Consider the following 15,964-nt stretch of genomic DNA (forward strand, 5'->3'; position numbering starts at 1 on the left):
GAGCGTCCAAAGATGCATTCCCGCGCAGGGCGTGGGAACGAGCAGTCGAGGTGAACATGTACAACTGGATCAGCGCCCTCGCCGACCTGCAAGATCGCGGCGAACCCTGCGTGCTGGTGACGATCATCGAAGAGCTCGGCTCCACGCCGCGCAACGCTGGCTCGAAGATGGTCATCAGCGCCAACCAGGCATTCGACACCATTGGCGGTGGGCACTTGGAATACAAGGCCATGGAACTCGCCAGGCAGATGCTTGCCAGTGGGCAACAAAACACCCATCTGGAGCGCTTCAGCCTCGGTGCCAGCCTGGGCCAATGCTGCGGCGGCGTCACCGTGCTGCTGTTTGAACCAATGGGCCAGGTACAGGCGCAGATCGCCGTGTTCGGCGCCGGCCACGTCGGTCGTGCGCTGGTACCGTTGCTGGCGAGCCTGCCATGCCGAGTGCGCTGGATCGACTCACGGGAAGCGGAGTTCCCCGAGCACCTGCCCCACGGCGTGCGCAAGATCGTCACCGACGAGCCGCTGGATGAAGTCGACGAGTTGCCCGCCGGCAGCTACTGCATCGTCATGACCCACAATCATCAGCTCGACCTGGAACTGAGCGCCGCGATCCTCAAGCGCAACGACTTCGCCTACTTCGGCCTGATCGGTTCGAAGACCAAGCGGGTCAAGTTCGAGCATCGCCTGCGCGACCGCGGCTTCGACAGCAGCACCCTGCAACGCATGCGTTGCCCGATGGGGATCGGCGAAGTCAAAGGCAAGTTGCCTGTGGAAATTGCCATCTCCATCGCCGGCGAAATCATCGCCACCTATAACGCGGATTTCGGTCAGCACACTTCGCGCGCCGAACCCATTGCCAAGTTGCTGCCGGTTTCACGCCGCAGCCAGCGTTGATTCATTATCGAGAAACTTCCATGCCCCTGACACGCAAAGCCTACCGTGCCGCCCTGCTCCACAGCCTCGCCGACCCGGCCGAAGTGGGAATCGAGGCGTCTTATGAATATTTCGAAGACGGTCTGTTGGTGGTAGAAAACGGCCAAATCAGCGCCATCGGTCACGCCAACGACCTGCTGCCGACCCTGGCGGCGGATATCGAGATCACGCATTACCAAGACGCACTGATTACACCCGGTTTCATCGACACCCATATTCATCTTCCGCAGACCGGCATGGTGGGCGCCTATGGCGAGCAACTGCTGGACTGGCTCAACACTTACACCTTCCCGTGTGAAAGCCAGTTCGCCGACCAGGCCCACGCCGACGCCGTGGCGGATATTTTCGTCAAGGAACTGCTGCGCAACGGCACCACCACCGCCCTGGTATTCGGCAGTGTGCACCCGCAATCGGTGAACGCTTTTTTCGAGGTCGCCGAGAAGCTCGACCTGCGGATGATCGCCGGCAAGGTCATGATGGACCGCAACGCCCCGGACTATCTCGTCGATACCGCCGAGTCCAGCTACAACGAGAGCAAGGCGCTGATCGAACGCTGGCACGGCAAGGGCCGCCTGCATTACGCCGTGACCCCGCGTTTCGCGCCGACCAGCACGCCCGAGCAGTTGACCCTCGCCGGCCAATTGCTCGGCGAGTACCCCGATTTGTATATGCAGACTCACATCAGTGAAAACCTGCAGGAAGTGCAATGGGTCAAGGAGCTGTTTCCCGAGCGCAAGGGCTACCTGGACGTCTACGACCACTACCAATTGCTCGGCGAGCGTTCGGTGTTCGCCCACGGCGTGCACCTGTGCGATGACGAATGCGCGCGACTGGCGCAGACCGGTTCGGCCATCGCGTTCTGCCCGACCTCGAACCTGTTCCTGGGCAGCGGCCTGTTCAACCTGCCAATGGCCGAGAAGTACAAGGTGAATGTCGGCTTGGGCACAGACGTGGGCGGCGGCACCAGTTTTTCACTGCTGCAAACCCTGAACGAAGCCTACAAAATGATGCAGCTGCAAGGCGCGCGACTGAGCCCATTCAAGTCGTTGTACCTGGCCACGCTCGGCGGCGCCCGGGCCTTGCGCCTGGAAAACAATATAGGCACCTTGCAACCGGGCACCGATGCGGATTTCCTGGTGTTGGACTACAACGCCACGCCGTTGTCGAGCTATCGCCTGAAGCAGGCCAAGGACATTGCCGAGCGGTTGTTTGTCTTGATGACGCTGGGGGATGACCGGACGGTGGCGCAGACTTATGCGGCCGGCAAATTGGTGCATCAGCGCTAGTTTTGATGATCGTTCCCATGCTCTGCGTGGGAACGCAGCCCGGGACGCTCCGCGTCCCAAGAGCCGAACGCGGAGCGTCCGTTGAGGCATTCCCACGCAGAGCGTGGGAACGATCCGAGTCGGGGTTACAGCTTGGCCGTCGAACGCCCGGGCTTCTTGCTCTGCAACAGGTGCGAGAACACCGCATGCAAGTCATCCGAAGCGCTTTCTTCGTCGAGGTTGAGCTTGCTGTCGATGTGGTCCATGTGATGCATCATCAAGTTCACCGCCAGGGCGGCGTCGCGGGCTTCGATGGCGTCTATCAACTGGGTATGTTCGTCATAGGAACAGTGGGAACGGTTGCCGCTCTCGTACTGGGCAATGATCAATGAAGTCTGGGAAACCAGGCTGCGCTGGAAGCTGATCAACGGCGCATTTTTTGCCGCCTCGGCCAGCTTGAGGTGGAATTCGCCCGACAAGCGGATGCCGGCGCCGCGGTCACCGCGGGAAAAGCTGTCGCGCTCGTCGCTGACCATCTGCCGCAGCTCGGCAAGCTGCTCGGCAGTGGCGTGCTGCACCGCCAGTTCAGTGATCGCCTTCTCCACCATGCGCCGGGCAAAGAACACCTGGCGCGCCTCTTCGACACTCGGGCTGGCCACCACCGCGCCGCGGTTGGGTCGCAACAACACCACGCCTTCGTGGGCCAGGCGTGACAGTGCACGGCGAATGATGGTGCGGCTGACTCCGAAAATTTCCCCCAGCGCCTCTTCGCTCAATTTTGTACCGGGCGCCAGGCGCTGTTCGAGGATGGCCTCGAAAATATGCGCATAGACAATATCGTCCTGGGTTCCGCTGCGGCCGGCTTTGCCTGCTCGCGGTTGTTTCTTGAGGGGCTGCAACTGTTCGTTCATGGGCACTCGAGTCGGGAGAACTGCGGCGATTTAACCGTGACTGTAATACGGCACAGCGGGTCGCTGGCAAGTATTGCGTAAAAAACACGGCGATTGTACACAACCTCTGATGGCAACACGACTGTACGGCTGTTTGCGGGCATGGCTGTATCGCAATCGGCAACTGTCTTGAGTTTAGGCTTAAACCCGAAACCCGGGGCCCTCAAGGCCAGTCAATCTACAACAAGGACCACCGCCCACCATGACCGAAGTCACGACCACGCCACTTCGTCCATTGGCCGATACGTCGCCCTCGGCCATCGTTGCCGGGTTCATCGCCATGATGACCGGCTATACCAGTTCCCTGGTGCTGATGTTCCAGGCCGGCCAGGCGGCAGGGCTGACCAACGGGCAGATTTCCTCGTGGATCTGGGCAATTTCCATCGGCATGGCGGTGTGTTCCATCGGACTGTCGCTGCGCTATCGCACGCCGATTACCATCGCCTGGTCGACGCCCGGCGCGGCACTACTGATTACCAGTCTGGGCGGGGTGAGTTATGGCGAGGCCATCGGTGCCTATATCACCTGCGCGATCCTGGTGACGATCTGTGGCCTGACCGGCAGCTTCGAACGCCTGGTCAAGCGCATTCCGGCCTCGCTGGCGGCGGCGTTACTGGCCGGCATCCTGTTCAAGATCGGCAGCGAAATCTTCGTCGCCGCCCAGCATCGCACCGGCCTGGTGCTGGGCATGTTTTTCACCTACCTGATCGTCAAGCGCCTATCTCCACGCTATGCGGTGCTCGCGGCGTTGCTGGTCGGCACTGCGCTGTCGGGTTTCCTGGGACTGTTGGATTTCAGCAGCTTCGCCCTTGAAGTCGCCACGCCTGTCTGGACCACGCCGCAGTTTTCCCTGGCAGCGACCATCAGCATCGGCATTCCGCTGTTTGTGGTGGCGATGACCTCGCAGAACATGCCCGGCATCGCCGTGCTGCGCGCCGACGGCTACAACGTGCCAGCATCGCCATTGATCACCAGCACCGGCATCGCCTCGCTGCTGCTGGCACCGTTCGGTTCCCACGGGATCAACCTGGCGGCCATCAGCGCAGCGATCTGCACCGGGCCACACGCCCACGAAGATCGCGACAAGCGCTACACGGCGGCGGTCTGGTGCGGGATTTTCTACGGGATCGCCGGGGTGTTCGGCGCGACACTGGCGGCGCTGTTCGCTGCGCTACCCAAGGAACTGGTGCTTTCGATCGCGGCCTTGGCACTGTTCGGATCGATCATCAATGGCCTGAGCATCGCCATGAGCGAAGCGAAAGAGCGGGAGGCGGCGTTAATTACCTTCATGGTCACGGCGTCGGGGCTGACGCTGTTTTCCATCGGTTCGGCGTTCTGGGGGATTGTGGCGGGGGTGTTGACCTTGCTGATCCTGAACTGGCGTAGCGCCTAAAAAAGATGGGTATGCAGCCGTGACGCTCCGCGTCACTGGACGCGGAGCGTCCCTAGAGGCATTCCCACGCGGAGCGTGGGAACGATCACCCAACAGACAGGCACAAAAAAACCGGCGCCCAGACGGGCTGCCGGTTTCGGAACATCATCGGAAAATCAAGCGACCGGATTGATCGGCTTTTCCGGGTACCAGACGTCCAGCAACGGGCTGACTTCAACGCTGGTCAGCTCAGGACGTGCCTTGAGCCAGGCTTCAACAGCAGCGCGCTGCTCTTCGGAAACCGAGCCACGCTTCTGCAGGCAAACCAGACCATAGTCGTCACCGCCGACATAGCCCAGGCCGTTGGCTTCCATGGCCTCTTTCAGGAAAGCGTCGAGGAAAGCGTCAATAGCCTCATCGGCCAGATCTTCTTTGAAATCCAGGTTCAGTTCGAAACCCAGCTCTTGAAATTCATCCACGCACAGTTTTTTGCGCAGACGCTGGGAACGGTTAGTCGCCATTGGAACAATCCTCATAAGTAATAACGGCCGGCACTTTACCAGTTTGATGCGTCGTTTGCCCGACTCATCGGGCATGTCCGTCTACCGTCGGTAAAAAAATACCGCTTCGATGGGCTTGGGCACGGCACAAGCCGTTGCGCCTTGGGGCATAATGCCGACACTTTCATGACCGTTGAGGGCGTTCATTTCCATGTCCTCGTCTTTTTCCCCTCGCCTGTAGGGTTTTATTTCAATGATCAAATCTTTGCGCCCACTGCTTCTGGCCAGTCTTCTTTTTCCTTTGGCCCTTCCCGTCAATACCCACGCTGCCACCATCAACACCGCCCTTTCGCCCAATGTGCAAAAGGCCCTCAAGAACAGCAAACTGCAAGACAACGCCCTATCACTGGTGCTGGTGCCGCTCAACGGCCCGGGCACCCCGACGTTGTACAACGCCGATGTCTCGGTGAATCCGGCGTCCACCATGAAACTGGTGACGACTTACGCAGCCCTGGAGATGCTCGGCCCCAATCATCAATGGAAGACCGAGTTCTATACCGACGGCACCCTCAGCGGCGGGATCCTCAACGGCAACCTGTACCTCAAGGGCGGCGGCGATCCCAAGCTGAACATGGAAAAGCTCTGGCTGCTGATGCGCGACCTGCGGGCCAACGGCGTGCAGCAAATTACCGGCGACCTGGTGCTGGACCGCAGCTTTTTCATCCAACCGCAGTTGCCCGAGTTCAACGACGACGGCAATGACGAAAACAAACCCTTCCTGGTCAAGCCCGATTCGCTGCTGGTCAACCTCAAGGCGCTGCGCTTCGTCGCCCGCAACGACGGTGGCCGGGTGCTGGTCTCGGTCGAGCCGCCAATCGCCAGTATTCGTATCGAAAACGTGGTCAAGGCCGCCAATTCCAAACAATGCACCGGCGGCGTGCGCTACAACCCGGTGCCCCAGGCGGACGGCAGCATGACGGTGACCGTCAGCGGTCAACTCGGCGAGGGCTGCAGCTCCCAGACCTACCTCTCGTTGCTCGACCATGCCACCTACACCGCTGGCGCCGTGCGGGCGATCTGGAAAGAGTTGGGCGGCAGCATCCAAGGCAAGGACCGCCTGGCCGCGACCCCGAATAGCGCCAAGCTGCTGGCCCGGGCATTTTCGCCGGACCTGGCGGAGATCATCCGCGACATCAACAAATACAGTAACAACACCATGGCCCAGCAACTGTTCCTGAGCCTGGGCGCGCAGTATCGCAACGAGGCCGACGGTGACGACGCCAAGGCCGCGCAACGGGTGGTGCGCCAGTGGCTGGCGAAGAAAGGCATCACCGCGCCGCACCTGGTGATGGAAAACGGCTCGGGCCTGTCCCGTGCCGAACGGGTCAGCGCCCGGGAAATGGCGGCGATGCTGCAAGCCGCCTGGCGCAGTCCGTATTCGGCGGAGTTCATCAGTTCGATGCCGATTGCCGGCACCGACGGCACCATGCGCAAACGCCTGAAGACCACCGCCATGGCCGGCGAAGCCCACGTCAAGACCGGCACGCTGAACACCGTCCGCGCCATCGCCGGCTACAGCCGCGACATCAACGGCAATACCTGGGCAGTGGTTGCGATCCTCAACGATCCGAAACCCTGGGGCGCTTCATCGGTTTTGGACCAGGTGCTGCTGGACCTGTACCGCCAGCCGAAACTGCCGCAGACGGCTTCGGTGCTCTGATCGCATAAAATCAAGCCGGGAGTGGGCTTGCTCACTCCCACCGTAATCGACTTTATCCAGGCTAATGGCTACCCCAGCTGCGCCTCGACTCGATCCCGTCCAGCCTGCTTCGCCGCGTACACTCCGGAGTCGGCCCGCAACAGCAGCGCATCGGCGCCTTCGCCGGCGCGCCAGCTGGCAATGCCGAAACTGGCGGTGATCACCCCCACGCCGTCGATCGGCGCCCCGCGAAGGCCGTCCCATAATCCCAGCGCCAGGGTGTAGGCGTCTTCGGCGTCCGTGTCGGGGCACAGCACCACGAACTCTTCCCCACCCAAGCGACAGAACACATCGGTGCGGCGCAGTCGCTGGATGATTCGCTGGCAGACCGCTTGCAGCACCCGATCGCCCACCGCATGGCCATACTGATCATTGACGCGCTTGAAGTGATCGATGTCGAGCATGATGACCGTGAGTTCTCCGGAACCGCGTTCAACCCGGACCATCTCCGAGGTCAGGCGCTCCTGGAAATAACGCCGGTTGCGAATACCGGTCAAGGCATCGGTCACGGACAGCGCCCGCAGCTCCTCCTCCACGCGCTTGAGGTCGGAAATATCCGAAACATAGCCGTGCCACAACACCCCGCCGCCGGGCAACTGTTCGGGTGTTGCCTCGCCGCGCACCCAGCGCAAGCCGCGCTGTGGCAGTTGCACCCGGTACTCTTCACGCCAAGGGCTCAGGGTGTCAGCCGAGATGCGGATGGAAGCGCGCACCCGTGCGCTGTCCAACGAATGGATTCGCGAGAAAATCGCTTCGGCGTTTCGCACCAGCACGTCAGGTTCCAGTTCATAGATGTCGCGAATGCCATCGCTGGCGTAGATCACGCTGAATCCGCCGTTGAAATCCATTTTGAATTGGTAGATGCCGCCGGGAACGTGGGCGCTGAGCTTCTTCAGCAAGATATCCCGCGCGGCCAATGCCTCATGGACACGCTTGCGTTCGGTGACGTCGATGCAGATCGCCAGGTGCCCGACCCAAAGCCCTTGGTCGTCGAGCACTGGCGTGGCCAGCATGTTGACCGTCAAGTGGCTGCCGTCGCGGCGCACCAGAGTCCATTCCCGCGCCTGTTGGCCGCCCTGCTCGCCGCCCTCGAGCAGCATCGCATGGCACGTGGGGATCGGTTTGCCGAAGCGGGCCGCCAACTGTGCGGACCGCTCCTGCAATTCGCGGGGAACGTGGAGGCTTTCCAGGGTCATGCTTTGCAAAACGTCGCAGCCCTGGTAACCGAGCATCTGCTCGGCGCCGGCGTTGAACGTGGTGATGATGCCCCGCAGGTCGGTGGCGATGATCGCGACTTGGGTCGCGGCATCGAGCACGCCCTTCAATTGGCCGTGAGTGCCACGTAATTCCGATTCCCGGGCATGCAGTTCCCGGGTGCGTTGGTCCACCAACGCCAGGGCCCGCTGCCGCTGGCTGACCAACGTGTAGAGCAAGGCGCTGAGCATCAGGCTGAGCAGTCCGCCCAGCACCGTCAGGCTCACCACGCTGGAGTGATTGCTTGACAGGAACAGACGACTGGGCCGCAGCTCTACGCGAAAGTCATGGTCGCCGAGGTGCAACCGCCGTGCTGCCGACAAATCGCTTTTGCCCGGACGGTTCGAGGTTTCGAACAGGACTTCTGGAAGTTCGCCGTGGGCGGCGTCAAGCACACGCATCGACAGGTTGTCATCGTCAGCCTCCGGCAGGCCATCGGCGACCAACTGGCGCATGCTGATGGCCGCCACCACATAACCGAACGGTTCGCTGGCCGATGGGCCGAGGACGGGCGCTGCCAGCATGACACCCCGGGAAAAGGCCGGATCGACGCCTATCAGGTCGATAGGCTCGGAAACCACCAAGGCGTTACGCTGGCGGGCCCGCTCGAGCGTGACACGGCGCAGTGGATGCGACAGCAAATCCAAGCCCAGCGGCGCGCCATAGGATGGCTGGCTCTGGACGTACAGCACCGGCACGTATTCGTCCCGTTCGGCGGACTCGCGCAGGATCCCGGCCTCGTCCCGCTCACGAACGGTAAAGGTGCTCGACACTTCGGCCCGCGCTCGTTGTTCAAACGCTTGGCGCTCCTCCCGCGCCACCCGAGGCGCCCAGGCGAAGGCCCGGGTGCGCCGCAGCAACGCTTCGGTGTAGCCGTGGAACTCCGTGCTGGAAACCCCGGCGGAGTTGGCGAAGAAGCGCCTCAGACTGTCGAGGCGTTGTTCCTGATCCTGGAAACGTTCTTCGAGGCGGCTATAGCGCTCCTCGACCAACAGTTCAAAGCGCTGGCGCAACTGGCGATTGAACTGGCTCAGCGTGCCCCAGGCCAGCAGTCCGGTCAGCAGCGAGCCCACCATCAGGACCACTGCAGCCACGAGCCATGCTGAAACATCTTCGCTGATAAAGCCCAGGATCCTGGGACGCACCTGATGTAATGCCATACACATAACTCAGAAAGGACCGGCCTTGTGTACAGCCCCGGTCACGCTCTCAGTTATAGCTATTTGCCACCACTTTAGCCAGCCCCCAGACGATCCAAGAGCCTTGAGTTTCAAGGCCTGCCTGGATCCAATCAGCCGAACATCAGCGCGCCATGATCTTCCATGCGCGGTGAATCTTGCTGTTGCGGGCAAAATCCGGATCGATGGTCTTGGCGGTGATTTCCTCAACCGCGTAACGCTCACCCAGGTTGTCCTCGAGCTGGAACTTGCGGAAGTTGTTGGAGAAATACAGCACGCCGCCCGGCGCCAGGCGCGCCATGGCGAGGTCAAGCAGCTGGACGTGGTCGCGCTGCACGTCGAACACGCCTTCCATGCGCTTGGAGTTGGAGAAGGTCGGCGGGTCGATGAAGATCAGGTCGTACTCGTCGCGACTGGCTTCCAGCCACGCCATGACATCACCCTGTTCCAGGCGGTTCTTGTCGGAAAAACCATTGAGCGACAGGTTGCGTCGAGCCCAGTCCAGGTAGGTTTTCGACAGGTCGACACTGGTGGTGCTCCGGGCACCGCCCTTGGCGGCGTGGACGCTGGCGGTCGCGGTGTAGCAGAACAAGTTCAGGAAGCGCTTGCCGGCCGCCTCTTTCTGGATCCGCAGGCGCATCGGCCGATGGTCGAGAAACAGCCCGGTGTCCAGGTAGTCGGTGAGGTTGACCAACAGCTTTACGCCGCCCTCGTTGACCTCGGTGAACTTGCCCTGGGCGCTCTGGCGCTCGTACTGCTTGGTGCCGCTCTGACGCTCGCGGCGCTTGATGACGACACGGCTCTTGTCGATGTTCAAGGCTTGGGGAATGGCCGCCAGGGCATCGAACAATCGGGCCGAGGCCTTTTCCGGATCGATGGACTTCGGCGCGACGTACTCCTGGACGTGCACCCAATCGTGGTACAGGTCGATCGCCATGGAGTATTCCGGCATATCCGCATCGTAGACCCGGTAGCAGTCGACGCCTTCACGCTTGGCCCACTTGCTCAGCAGCTTGAGATTTTTCTGCAGGCGATTGGCGAACATCTGCCCGCCTTCGCTCAACCGCGCCAACTCGACCACAGGGGCCGGCGCCGGAGCGGGTTTGATCGGGTTGCCGTTCTTGTTGTACTGGCGCTCTTGCGGTACTTCCGGGGTTTGATCGTAGGCGGCCTGCTCACGCTCGGCCTGACGCTGTTCCGGCGTGCGCCGCTCGCCGGTGACGAACTGGTCCGGCAGGACCTTGATCAGCAGCAGTTTGCACGGCAAGGCGCCGTTCCAGAACGAATACTGCTTGTGGCTGCGAATGCCCATGCGCTTGCCCAGGTCGGGGGCGCCGGTGAACACCGCCGCCTCCCAGTTCAGACAGGCTTGGCGCAGGCGCTCGCCAAGGTTCTGGTAGAGGTAAAGCAGGCTGGCTTCGTCGCCCAGGCGCTCGCCGTAGGGTGGGTTGCAGATCACCAGGCCTTTCTGGTTCTGGTCCGGACGCGGCTCGAAGGTGGCGACTTCGCCCTGATAGATCTTGATCCACTCGCTCAGGCCTGCACGCTCGACGTTGTTGCGGCCCGGCTGGATCAGCCGTGGGTCGGCTTCGTAGCCGCGAATCCACAGCGGTGGCTTGGCCAGCCCGGCGGCAGCGCGTTCGGTGGCCTCTTCATGAAGCTTCTTCCACAGCGCCGGCACGTGGCCGAGCCAGGCGGTAAAGCCCCACTGCTGGCGACGCAGGTTCGGCGCCATGTCGGCGGCGATCATGCCAGCTTCCACCAGGAAGGTGCCGACACCGCACATCGGGTCGGCCAGCGCCCCGCCTTCGGCAGCAATGCGCGGCCAACCGGAGCGAATCAGAATCGCGGCGGCGAGGTTTTCCTTCAGCGGCGCGGCACCTTGCTGCAAGCGATAACCACGCTGGTGCAGGCTGTGGCCGGAAAGGTCGAGGGAGAGGATCGCTTCGCCACGGTCCAGGCGCAGGTGGATGCGCAGGTCCGGGTTGAGCTTGTCGATGGACGGCCGCTCGCCCGATGGCGTACGCAGCTTGTCGACGATGGCGTCCTTGACCTTCAAGGCGCCGAAATGGGTGTTGTCGATGCCCGAGCCGTGTCCGCTGAACTCTACCGCCAGGGTGCCATCGGCCAGCATATGATCTTGCCAATCGACGTCCAGCACGCCGTGGTACAGGTCTTCGGCGTCCTTCATCGGGAAGCGCTTGAGGACCAGCAACACGCGGTTGGCCAGGCGCGACCACAGGCACAGGCGATAGGCCGTTTCCATGTCGGCCATGCCGCGCACGGCCGAGGTGTGCTCGCGCGCCTCTTCAAGGCCAAGCCCGACGGCTTCCTCGATCAGCAGGCCTTCGAGGCCCTTGGGGCAGGTGAGGAAGAGTTCGAAACGATCGGACATGGGGATTTCCAGAGCCTTTGGCTAAGTGGACCGGGCAACGCATTGCCGGGCCGGGTTCAATCAGGTGCTTTTCTCAAGAGCACCCGCGTGGCACGAACGTGTGCCGTTCCGCCCCCGCCGCTCAGGTTTAAAAAGCTTAGATGCGAAGGCAGATAAAAAATTCTGTGCAACAAATTGTGAAAACGCGTCCCTTTCGTCGAATAGTACCCGAGTGCAACAGGGGGACATTCTCATTCGAACGCGGGGACCGCCCTTCGGCGCAGGGCTGATCATACAGGGGTCTTGCGCAAAAGCGGGTGCTGAACATCATGTTACTTATCGCACTAGCATCTTTATTGTTACGTGCTTATGACAAAACGATCATTCCATCCGTGTGACGCTTTGGTTAGAACTCACCACAGGTTGGCGTCGCAACGGCGCCGACACCTTGGCTCGTCACGCCGGCAACGAGCCACCAACGGCAGAATGATTCTGCCCCGACCTCGATTGAGGTCGACGCTAAGCAACAGTCAACAAGTGAGGGCAACACCCTATGAGAAGACTTAAGCGTGATCCGTTGGAAAGAGCATTTTTACGCGGTTACCAATATGGCGTTGGTGGTAAATCCCGTGAGCTTTGCCCCTTTACTCTACCGTCAGTACGTCAAGCCTGGATCAATGGCTGGCGAGAAGGACGCGGCGACAACTGGGACGGTATGACCGGCACTGCGGGTATCCACAGACTCAACGAACTTCACGCCGTCGGCTGACACAGGGCTCAATACTCAAGAACTCGACAATTTGAAACCCATATCGATTTAACCACGCACGTCCCATCCGGGCGGCGGGCTACGGCCCAGGGGGCTCCTTCGAGGAGCCCTTTTTATTACCTGGGTTTCATGGGCACTGTGAATGCCTGAGCTGTGAACACTCTTGTGGCGAGGGAGCTTGCTCCCGCTGGGCTGCGCAGCAGCCCCAAAACCATGACACGCGGTTAACCAGGAAAATAGTGCCAGCCGGGTTCAGGACTGCTTCGCACTCCAGCGGGAGCAAGCTCCCTCGCCACAGTGGTTCTGCTTGACCTTCAAGAAAAGCTTAATCACCTCAACGCCGCAATCGCATCCACCGACTCACGAATCAACGCCGGCCCTTTGTAGATAAAGCCCGAATAGATCTGCACCAGGCTCGCCCCGGCGGTGATCTTCTCGGCGGCATGCTTGCCTTCGGTAATCCCCCCCGCCGCGATAATCGGCAAGCGTCCCGCCAACTCACCAGCCAGCACCTTCACGGTGTGTGTGCTCTTGTCACGCACGGGCGCGCCAGATAAGCCGCCCGCCTCGTCACCGTGGTCCAGCCCTTCGACGCCTTCGCGTCCCAGGGTCGTGTTGGTGGCGATCACCGCGTCCATGCCCGTCTCGATCAGGGCCTGGGCCACCTGGGTGGTCTCCTCGTCGGTCATGTCCGGGGCGATCTTGATCGCCAGTGGCACATGCCGGCCGTGGGTCAAGGCCAGTTCCGCACGACGCCGGGCCAAGTCGGCCAGCAGCTGCTTGAGGGAATCACCGAATTGCAGGCTGCGCAGCCCCGGTGTGTTGGGCGAACTGACGTTGACGGTCACGTAGCTGGCGTGGGCGTAGACCTTGTCCAGGCAGATCAGGTAGTCGTCGACGGCGCGCTCCACCGGCGTGTCGAAGTTCTTGCCGATGTTGATGCCCAGCACGCCCTTGTATTTGGCCGCGGCCACACGGGCCAGCAGATGATCGACGCCGAGGTTGTTGAAGCCCATGCGGTTGATGATCGCCTCGGCTTGCGGCAGACGGAAGATCCGTGGCTTGGGGTTGCCCGGCTGTGGTCGCGGCGTGACGGTGCCGATTTCCACAAAACCGAACCCCAACTGGGCGAAGCCGTCGATGGCCGCGCCGTTCTTGTCCAGGCCCGCCGCCAATCCGACCGGGTTGGGGAATTCCAGGCCCATGACCGTCACCGGCAATTTTGCCGGGGCTTTGCACAGCAGCCCATTGAGGCCCAGGCGTCCGCCCGCGCCGATCAAGTCCAGGGACAGGTCATGGGAAGTTTCCGGGGAGAGTTTGAACAGCAGTTCACGGGCCAGGGTGTACATGGGCGGCTTTGACTCGGGCGACGAAATGAGGCGGCGATTATAGCCGGGCAACGGCGGCGCAAGCGAGGCGTGCGCACAATCCGACGGCACTGGCATATGCCTTGCACCCTTTTGGTCATCAGCGCCCCATGCCAACGACGGAATGAGTGTCGCACTGTTTCAAAGGACAGCAGCGTCGTCGTTCGGCCTTCTTGGCCAGGACACGGCGCTTTTTTGATGTGGAAGGTGATACCGATGAATGAAATTCCAGCCACGCCCCTGGCTTGGGTCAACGGCAGCGATGCCCCGGAAAAGAGCGCGGTCAATCTCGGGTTCATGGCCTTGAGCGACTGTGCCCCGCTGGTCGTCGCCGCGACCCAGGGTTTCGCCCAGCCCTACGGCCTGACCCTGAACCTCAAGCGCCAGGCGTCATGGGCGAACCTGCGGGACAAGCTGGTCAGTGGCGAAATCGATGCCGCCCACAGCCTTTACGGCCTGATCTACGCCGTGCACCTGGGCATCGGCGGCGTCGCACCAACGGACATGGCCGTGCTGATGGGACTCAACCAGAATGGCCAGAGCATCAACCTCTCCCATGGCCTCCAGGCCCAAGGCGTGACCAGTCCTGAGGCACTGGAACAGCACGTGCACCAAACTCGCCCGAAACTGACCTTCGCCCAGACCTTTCCCACCGGCACCCATGCCATGTGGCTCTACTATTGGCTCGCCGCCCAAGGCATTCATCCACTGTCGGATGTCGACAGCGTGGTCGTACCGCCTCCGCAGATGATCGCGCACCTGCAAGCCGGGCGTATCGACGGATTTTGTGTCGGCGAGCCCTGGTGCGCCAGCGCAGTGAAGCAGAACCTCGGGTTTACCCTGGCGACCACCCAGACCATCTGGCCCGACCATCCGGAAAAAGTCCTCGGCTGCACCCGTGCGTTCGTCGAGCAATACCCCAATACCGCCCGGGCGCTGGTGATGGCGATCCTCGAAGCCAGCCGTTTCATCGAACAAAGCACTGAAAACCGCCGCAGCACCGCGCAATTGTTGAGCGCCCCCGAATACCTCGACGCGCCACTGGACTGCATCGAGCCGCGCCTGCTGGGCATCTACGCCGACGGCCTGGGCAATAGTTGGCAAGATCCTCACGCCATGCGTTTTCATGGCGGCGGCGAGGTCAACCTGCCGTACCTGTCCGATGGCATGTGGTTCATTACCCAGTTCCGCCGCTGGGGCCTGTTGCGCGAAGACCCGGACTACCTGGCCGTGGCCCGGCAAGTCCAGCAGCTCGGGTTGTATCGGGAGGCCGCCGAGGCGCTGGGCGTTTCATCGCCGCGCCAGGACATGCGCAGCAGTCAACTGATCGACGGCACCACCTGGGACGGTTCCGACCCGGCCGGGTATGCCCGCGGCTTCAAACTGCACGCCCTGAGCGATGCGGCTCCCCTTCTCGCCAGCCGCTGACAGGAGCCACGACCATGCTGCGTATCCTGCTGATCAACGACACTGCGAAAAAAGTCGGCCGCCTAAAGGCTGCCTTGATTGAAGCCGGGTTCGAAGTGATCGACGAATCCGGATTGACCATCGACCTGCCCGCGCGCGTCGAAACAGTGCGTCCGGACGTCATCCTGATCGATACCGAGTCACCCGGCCGCGATGTGATGGAACAAGTGGTGCTGGTCAGTCGCGACCAGCCACGACCGATCGTCATGTTTACCGACGAGCACGACCCGGATGTGATGCGTCAGGCGATCAAGTCGGGTGTTAGCGCCTACATTGTCGAAGGCATCCATGCCGCGCGGCTGCAACCGATTCTCGACGTCGCCATGGCCCGCTTCGAAAGCGACCAGGCCCTGCGCGCCCAGCTCCTGGCCCGGGACCAGCAACTGGCCGAACGCAAACGCATCGAACTGGCCAAGGGCATGCTGATGAAGATGAAGGACTGCAACGAGGAACAGGCCTACACCCTGATGCGCCGCCAAGCCATGAGCCGCCAGCAAAAACTCATCCAGGTGGCGGAGCAGATCATCGCAATGAATGAGTTGCTGGGCTGAAAGCCCCTTCCATGGATGATCGTCCCCACGCTCCGTGGGAACGATCATGACTAGGTTGGCACAGATCTCGCTTAAGCAACTCCACAGGTAACCAACGGCGGTTGCCCCACCTACGACAAAGACGTCGCACATCCTCTTCGCCTCCGGGTGCTCAGGGTTGCGGCGTTTTTTTGTTTTGGTCCTCCGGGACCGGTGGTGCGACCACAGGCGGCGCACTGCTCAAAGC

General features: G+C 61.7%; 12 protein-coding genes. 7 read left to right on the top strand and 5 right to left on the bottom strand.

From position 1 onward, the window contains the following. The first annotated feature begins 56 nt into the window (after positions 1-56). Positions 57-893: a xanthine dehydrogenase accessory protein XdhC gene (gene xdhC, locus HU762_RS11400; RefSeq protein WP_186636660.1), complete on the top strand. Its 837-nt coding sequence runs from the start codon at positions 57-59 to the stop codon at positions 891-893. A 20-nt stretch (positions 894-913) separates the two neighbouring features. Then, positions 914-2,218: a guanine deaminase gene (guaD, locus tag HU762_RS11405; RefSeq protein WP_186636662.1), complete on the top strand. Its 1,305-nt coding sequence runs from the start codon at positions 914-916 to the stop codon at positions 2,216-2,218. Between the two features lie 125 nt (positions 2,219-2,343). Here guaD and HU762_RS11410 read toward each other — a convergent pair whose 3' ends face one another. Then, positions 2,344-3,108 carry a GntR family transcriptional regulator gene (locus HU762_RS11410; RefSeq protein WP_186636663.1) on the bottom strand — a complete coding sequence of 255 codons (765 nt, stop codon included), beginning with the start codon at positions 3,106-3,108 and terminating at the stop codon, positions 2,344-2,346. 241 nt (positions 3,109-3,349) lie between these two features. On the opposite strand from HU762_RS11410, the gene HU762_RS11415 reads away from it, so the two are divergent. Then, positions 3,350-4,540: a benzoate/H(+) symporter BenE family transporter gene (locus HU762_RS11415; RefSeq protein WP_186636665.1), complete on the top strand. Its 1,191-nt coding sequence runs from the start codon at positions 3,350-3,352 to the stop codon at positions 4,538-4,540. A 155-nt stretch (positions 4,541-4,695) separates the two neighbouring features. On the opposite strand, the gene HU762_RS11420 is transcribed toward HU762_RS11415, so the two are convergent. After that, on the bottom strand, positions 4,696-5,040 hold the full coding sequence (locus tag HU762_RS11420) for a YggL family protein (RefSeq protein WP_186636667.1): 345 nt from the start codon (positions 5,038-5,040) through the stop codon (positions 4,696-4,698). Positions 5,041-5,272: 232 nt separating this feature from the next. On the opposite strand from HU762_RS11420, the gene dacB reads away from it, so the two are divergent. Continuing rightward, positions 5,273-6,739, top strand: a complete 1,467-nt coding sequence (gene dacB / locus HU762_RS11425; protein ID WP_186636673.1) for a D-alanyl-D-alanine carboxypeptidase/D-alanyl-D-alanine-endopeptidase — start codon at positions 5,273-5,275, stop codon at positions 6,737-6,739. A gap of 68 nt (positions 6,740-6,807) precedes the next feature. Here dacB and HU762_RS11430 read toward each other — a convergent pair whose 3' ends face one another. Further along, the gene (locus HU762_RS11430; RefSeq protein ID WP_186636681.1) at positions 6,808-9,192 is read right to left on the bottom strand and encodes a GGDEF domain-containing protein; all 2,385 of its coding nucleotides are present in this window, start codon (positions 9,190-9,192) and stop codon (positions 6,808-6,810) included. A 142-nt stretch (positions 9,193-9,334) separates the two neighbouring features. Beyond that, positions 9,335-11,605, bottom strand: coding sequence for a bifunctional 23S rRNA (guanine(2069)-N(7))-methyltransferase RlmK/23S rRNA (guanine(2445)-N(2))-methyltransferase RlmL (gene rlmKL / locus HU762_RS11435; RefSeq protein WP_186636689.1), 2,271 nt, complete (start codon positions 11,603-11,605; stop codon positions 9,335-9,337). Positions 11,606-12,137: 532 nt separating this feature from the next. Here rlmKL and HU762_RS11440 point away from each other — a divergent pair. After that, positions 12,138-12,353 (top strand): ribosome modulation factor, encoded by a 216-nt coding sequence (locus HU762_RS11440; protein WP_003223300.1) that lies wholly within the window; start codon positions 12,138-12,140, stop codon positions 12,351-12,353. Between the two features lie 329 nt (positions 12,354-12,682). Here HU762_RS11440 and HU762_RS11445 read toward each other — a convergent pair whose 3' ends face one another. Further along, positions 12,683-13,702, bottom strand: a complete 1,020-nt coding sequence (locus tag HU762_RS11445) for a quinone-dependent dihydroorotate dehydrogenase (RefSeq protein WP_186636692.1) — start codon at positions 13,700-13,702, stop codon at positions 12,683-12,685. A gap of 234 nt (positions 13,703-13,936) precedes the next feature. On the opposite strand from HU762_RS11445, the gene HU762_RS11450 reads away from it, so the two are divergent. Next, positions 13,937-15,148 carry a CmpA/NrtA family ABC transporter substrate-binding protein gene (locus HU762_RS11450; protein WP_186636695.1) on the top strand — a complete coding sequence of 404 codons (1,212 nt, stop codon included), beginning with the start codon at positions 13,937-13,939 and terminating at the stop codon, positions 15,146-15,148. 14 nt (positions 15,149-15,162) lie between these two features. Further along, positions 15,163-15,738 (top strand): ANTAR domain-containing protein, encoded by a 576-nt coding sequence (locus tag HU762_RS11455; protein ID WP_047737436.1) that lies wholly within the window; start codon positions 15,163-15,165, stop codon positions 15,736-15,738. Positions 15,739-15,964 lie beyond the last annotated feature (226 nt).

Origin of the sequence: Pseudomonas sp. SWRI92 (assembly GCF_014268685.1) — a bacterium.
GTDB lineage: Bacteria > Pseudomonadota > Gammaproteobacteria > Pseudomonadales > Pseudomonadaceae > Aquipseudomonas > Aquipseudomonas marvdashtae.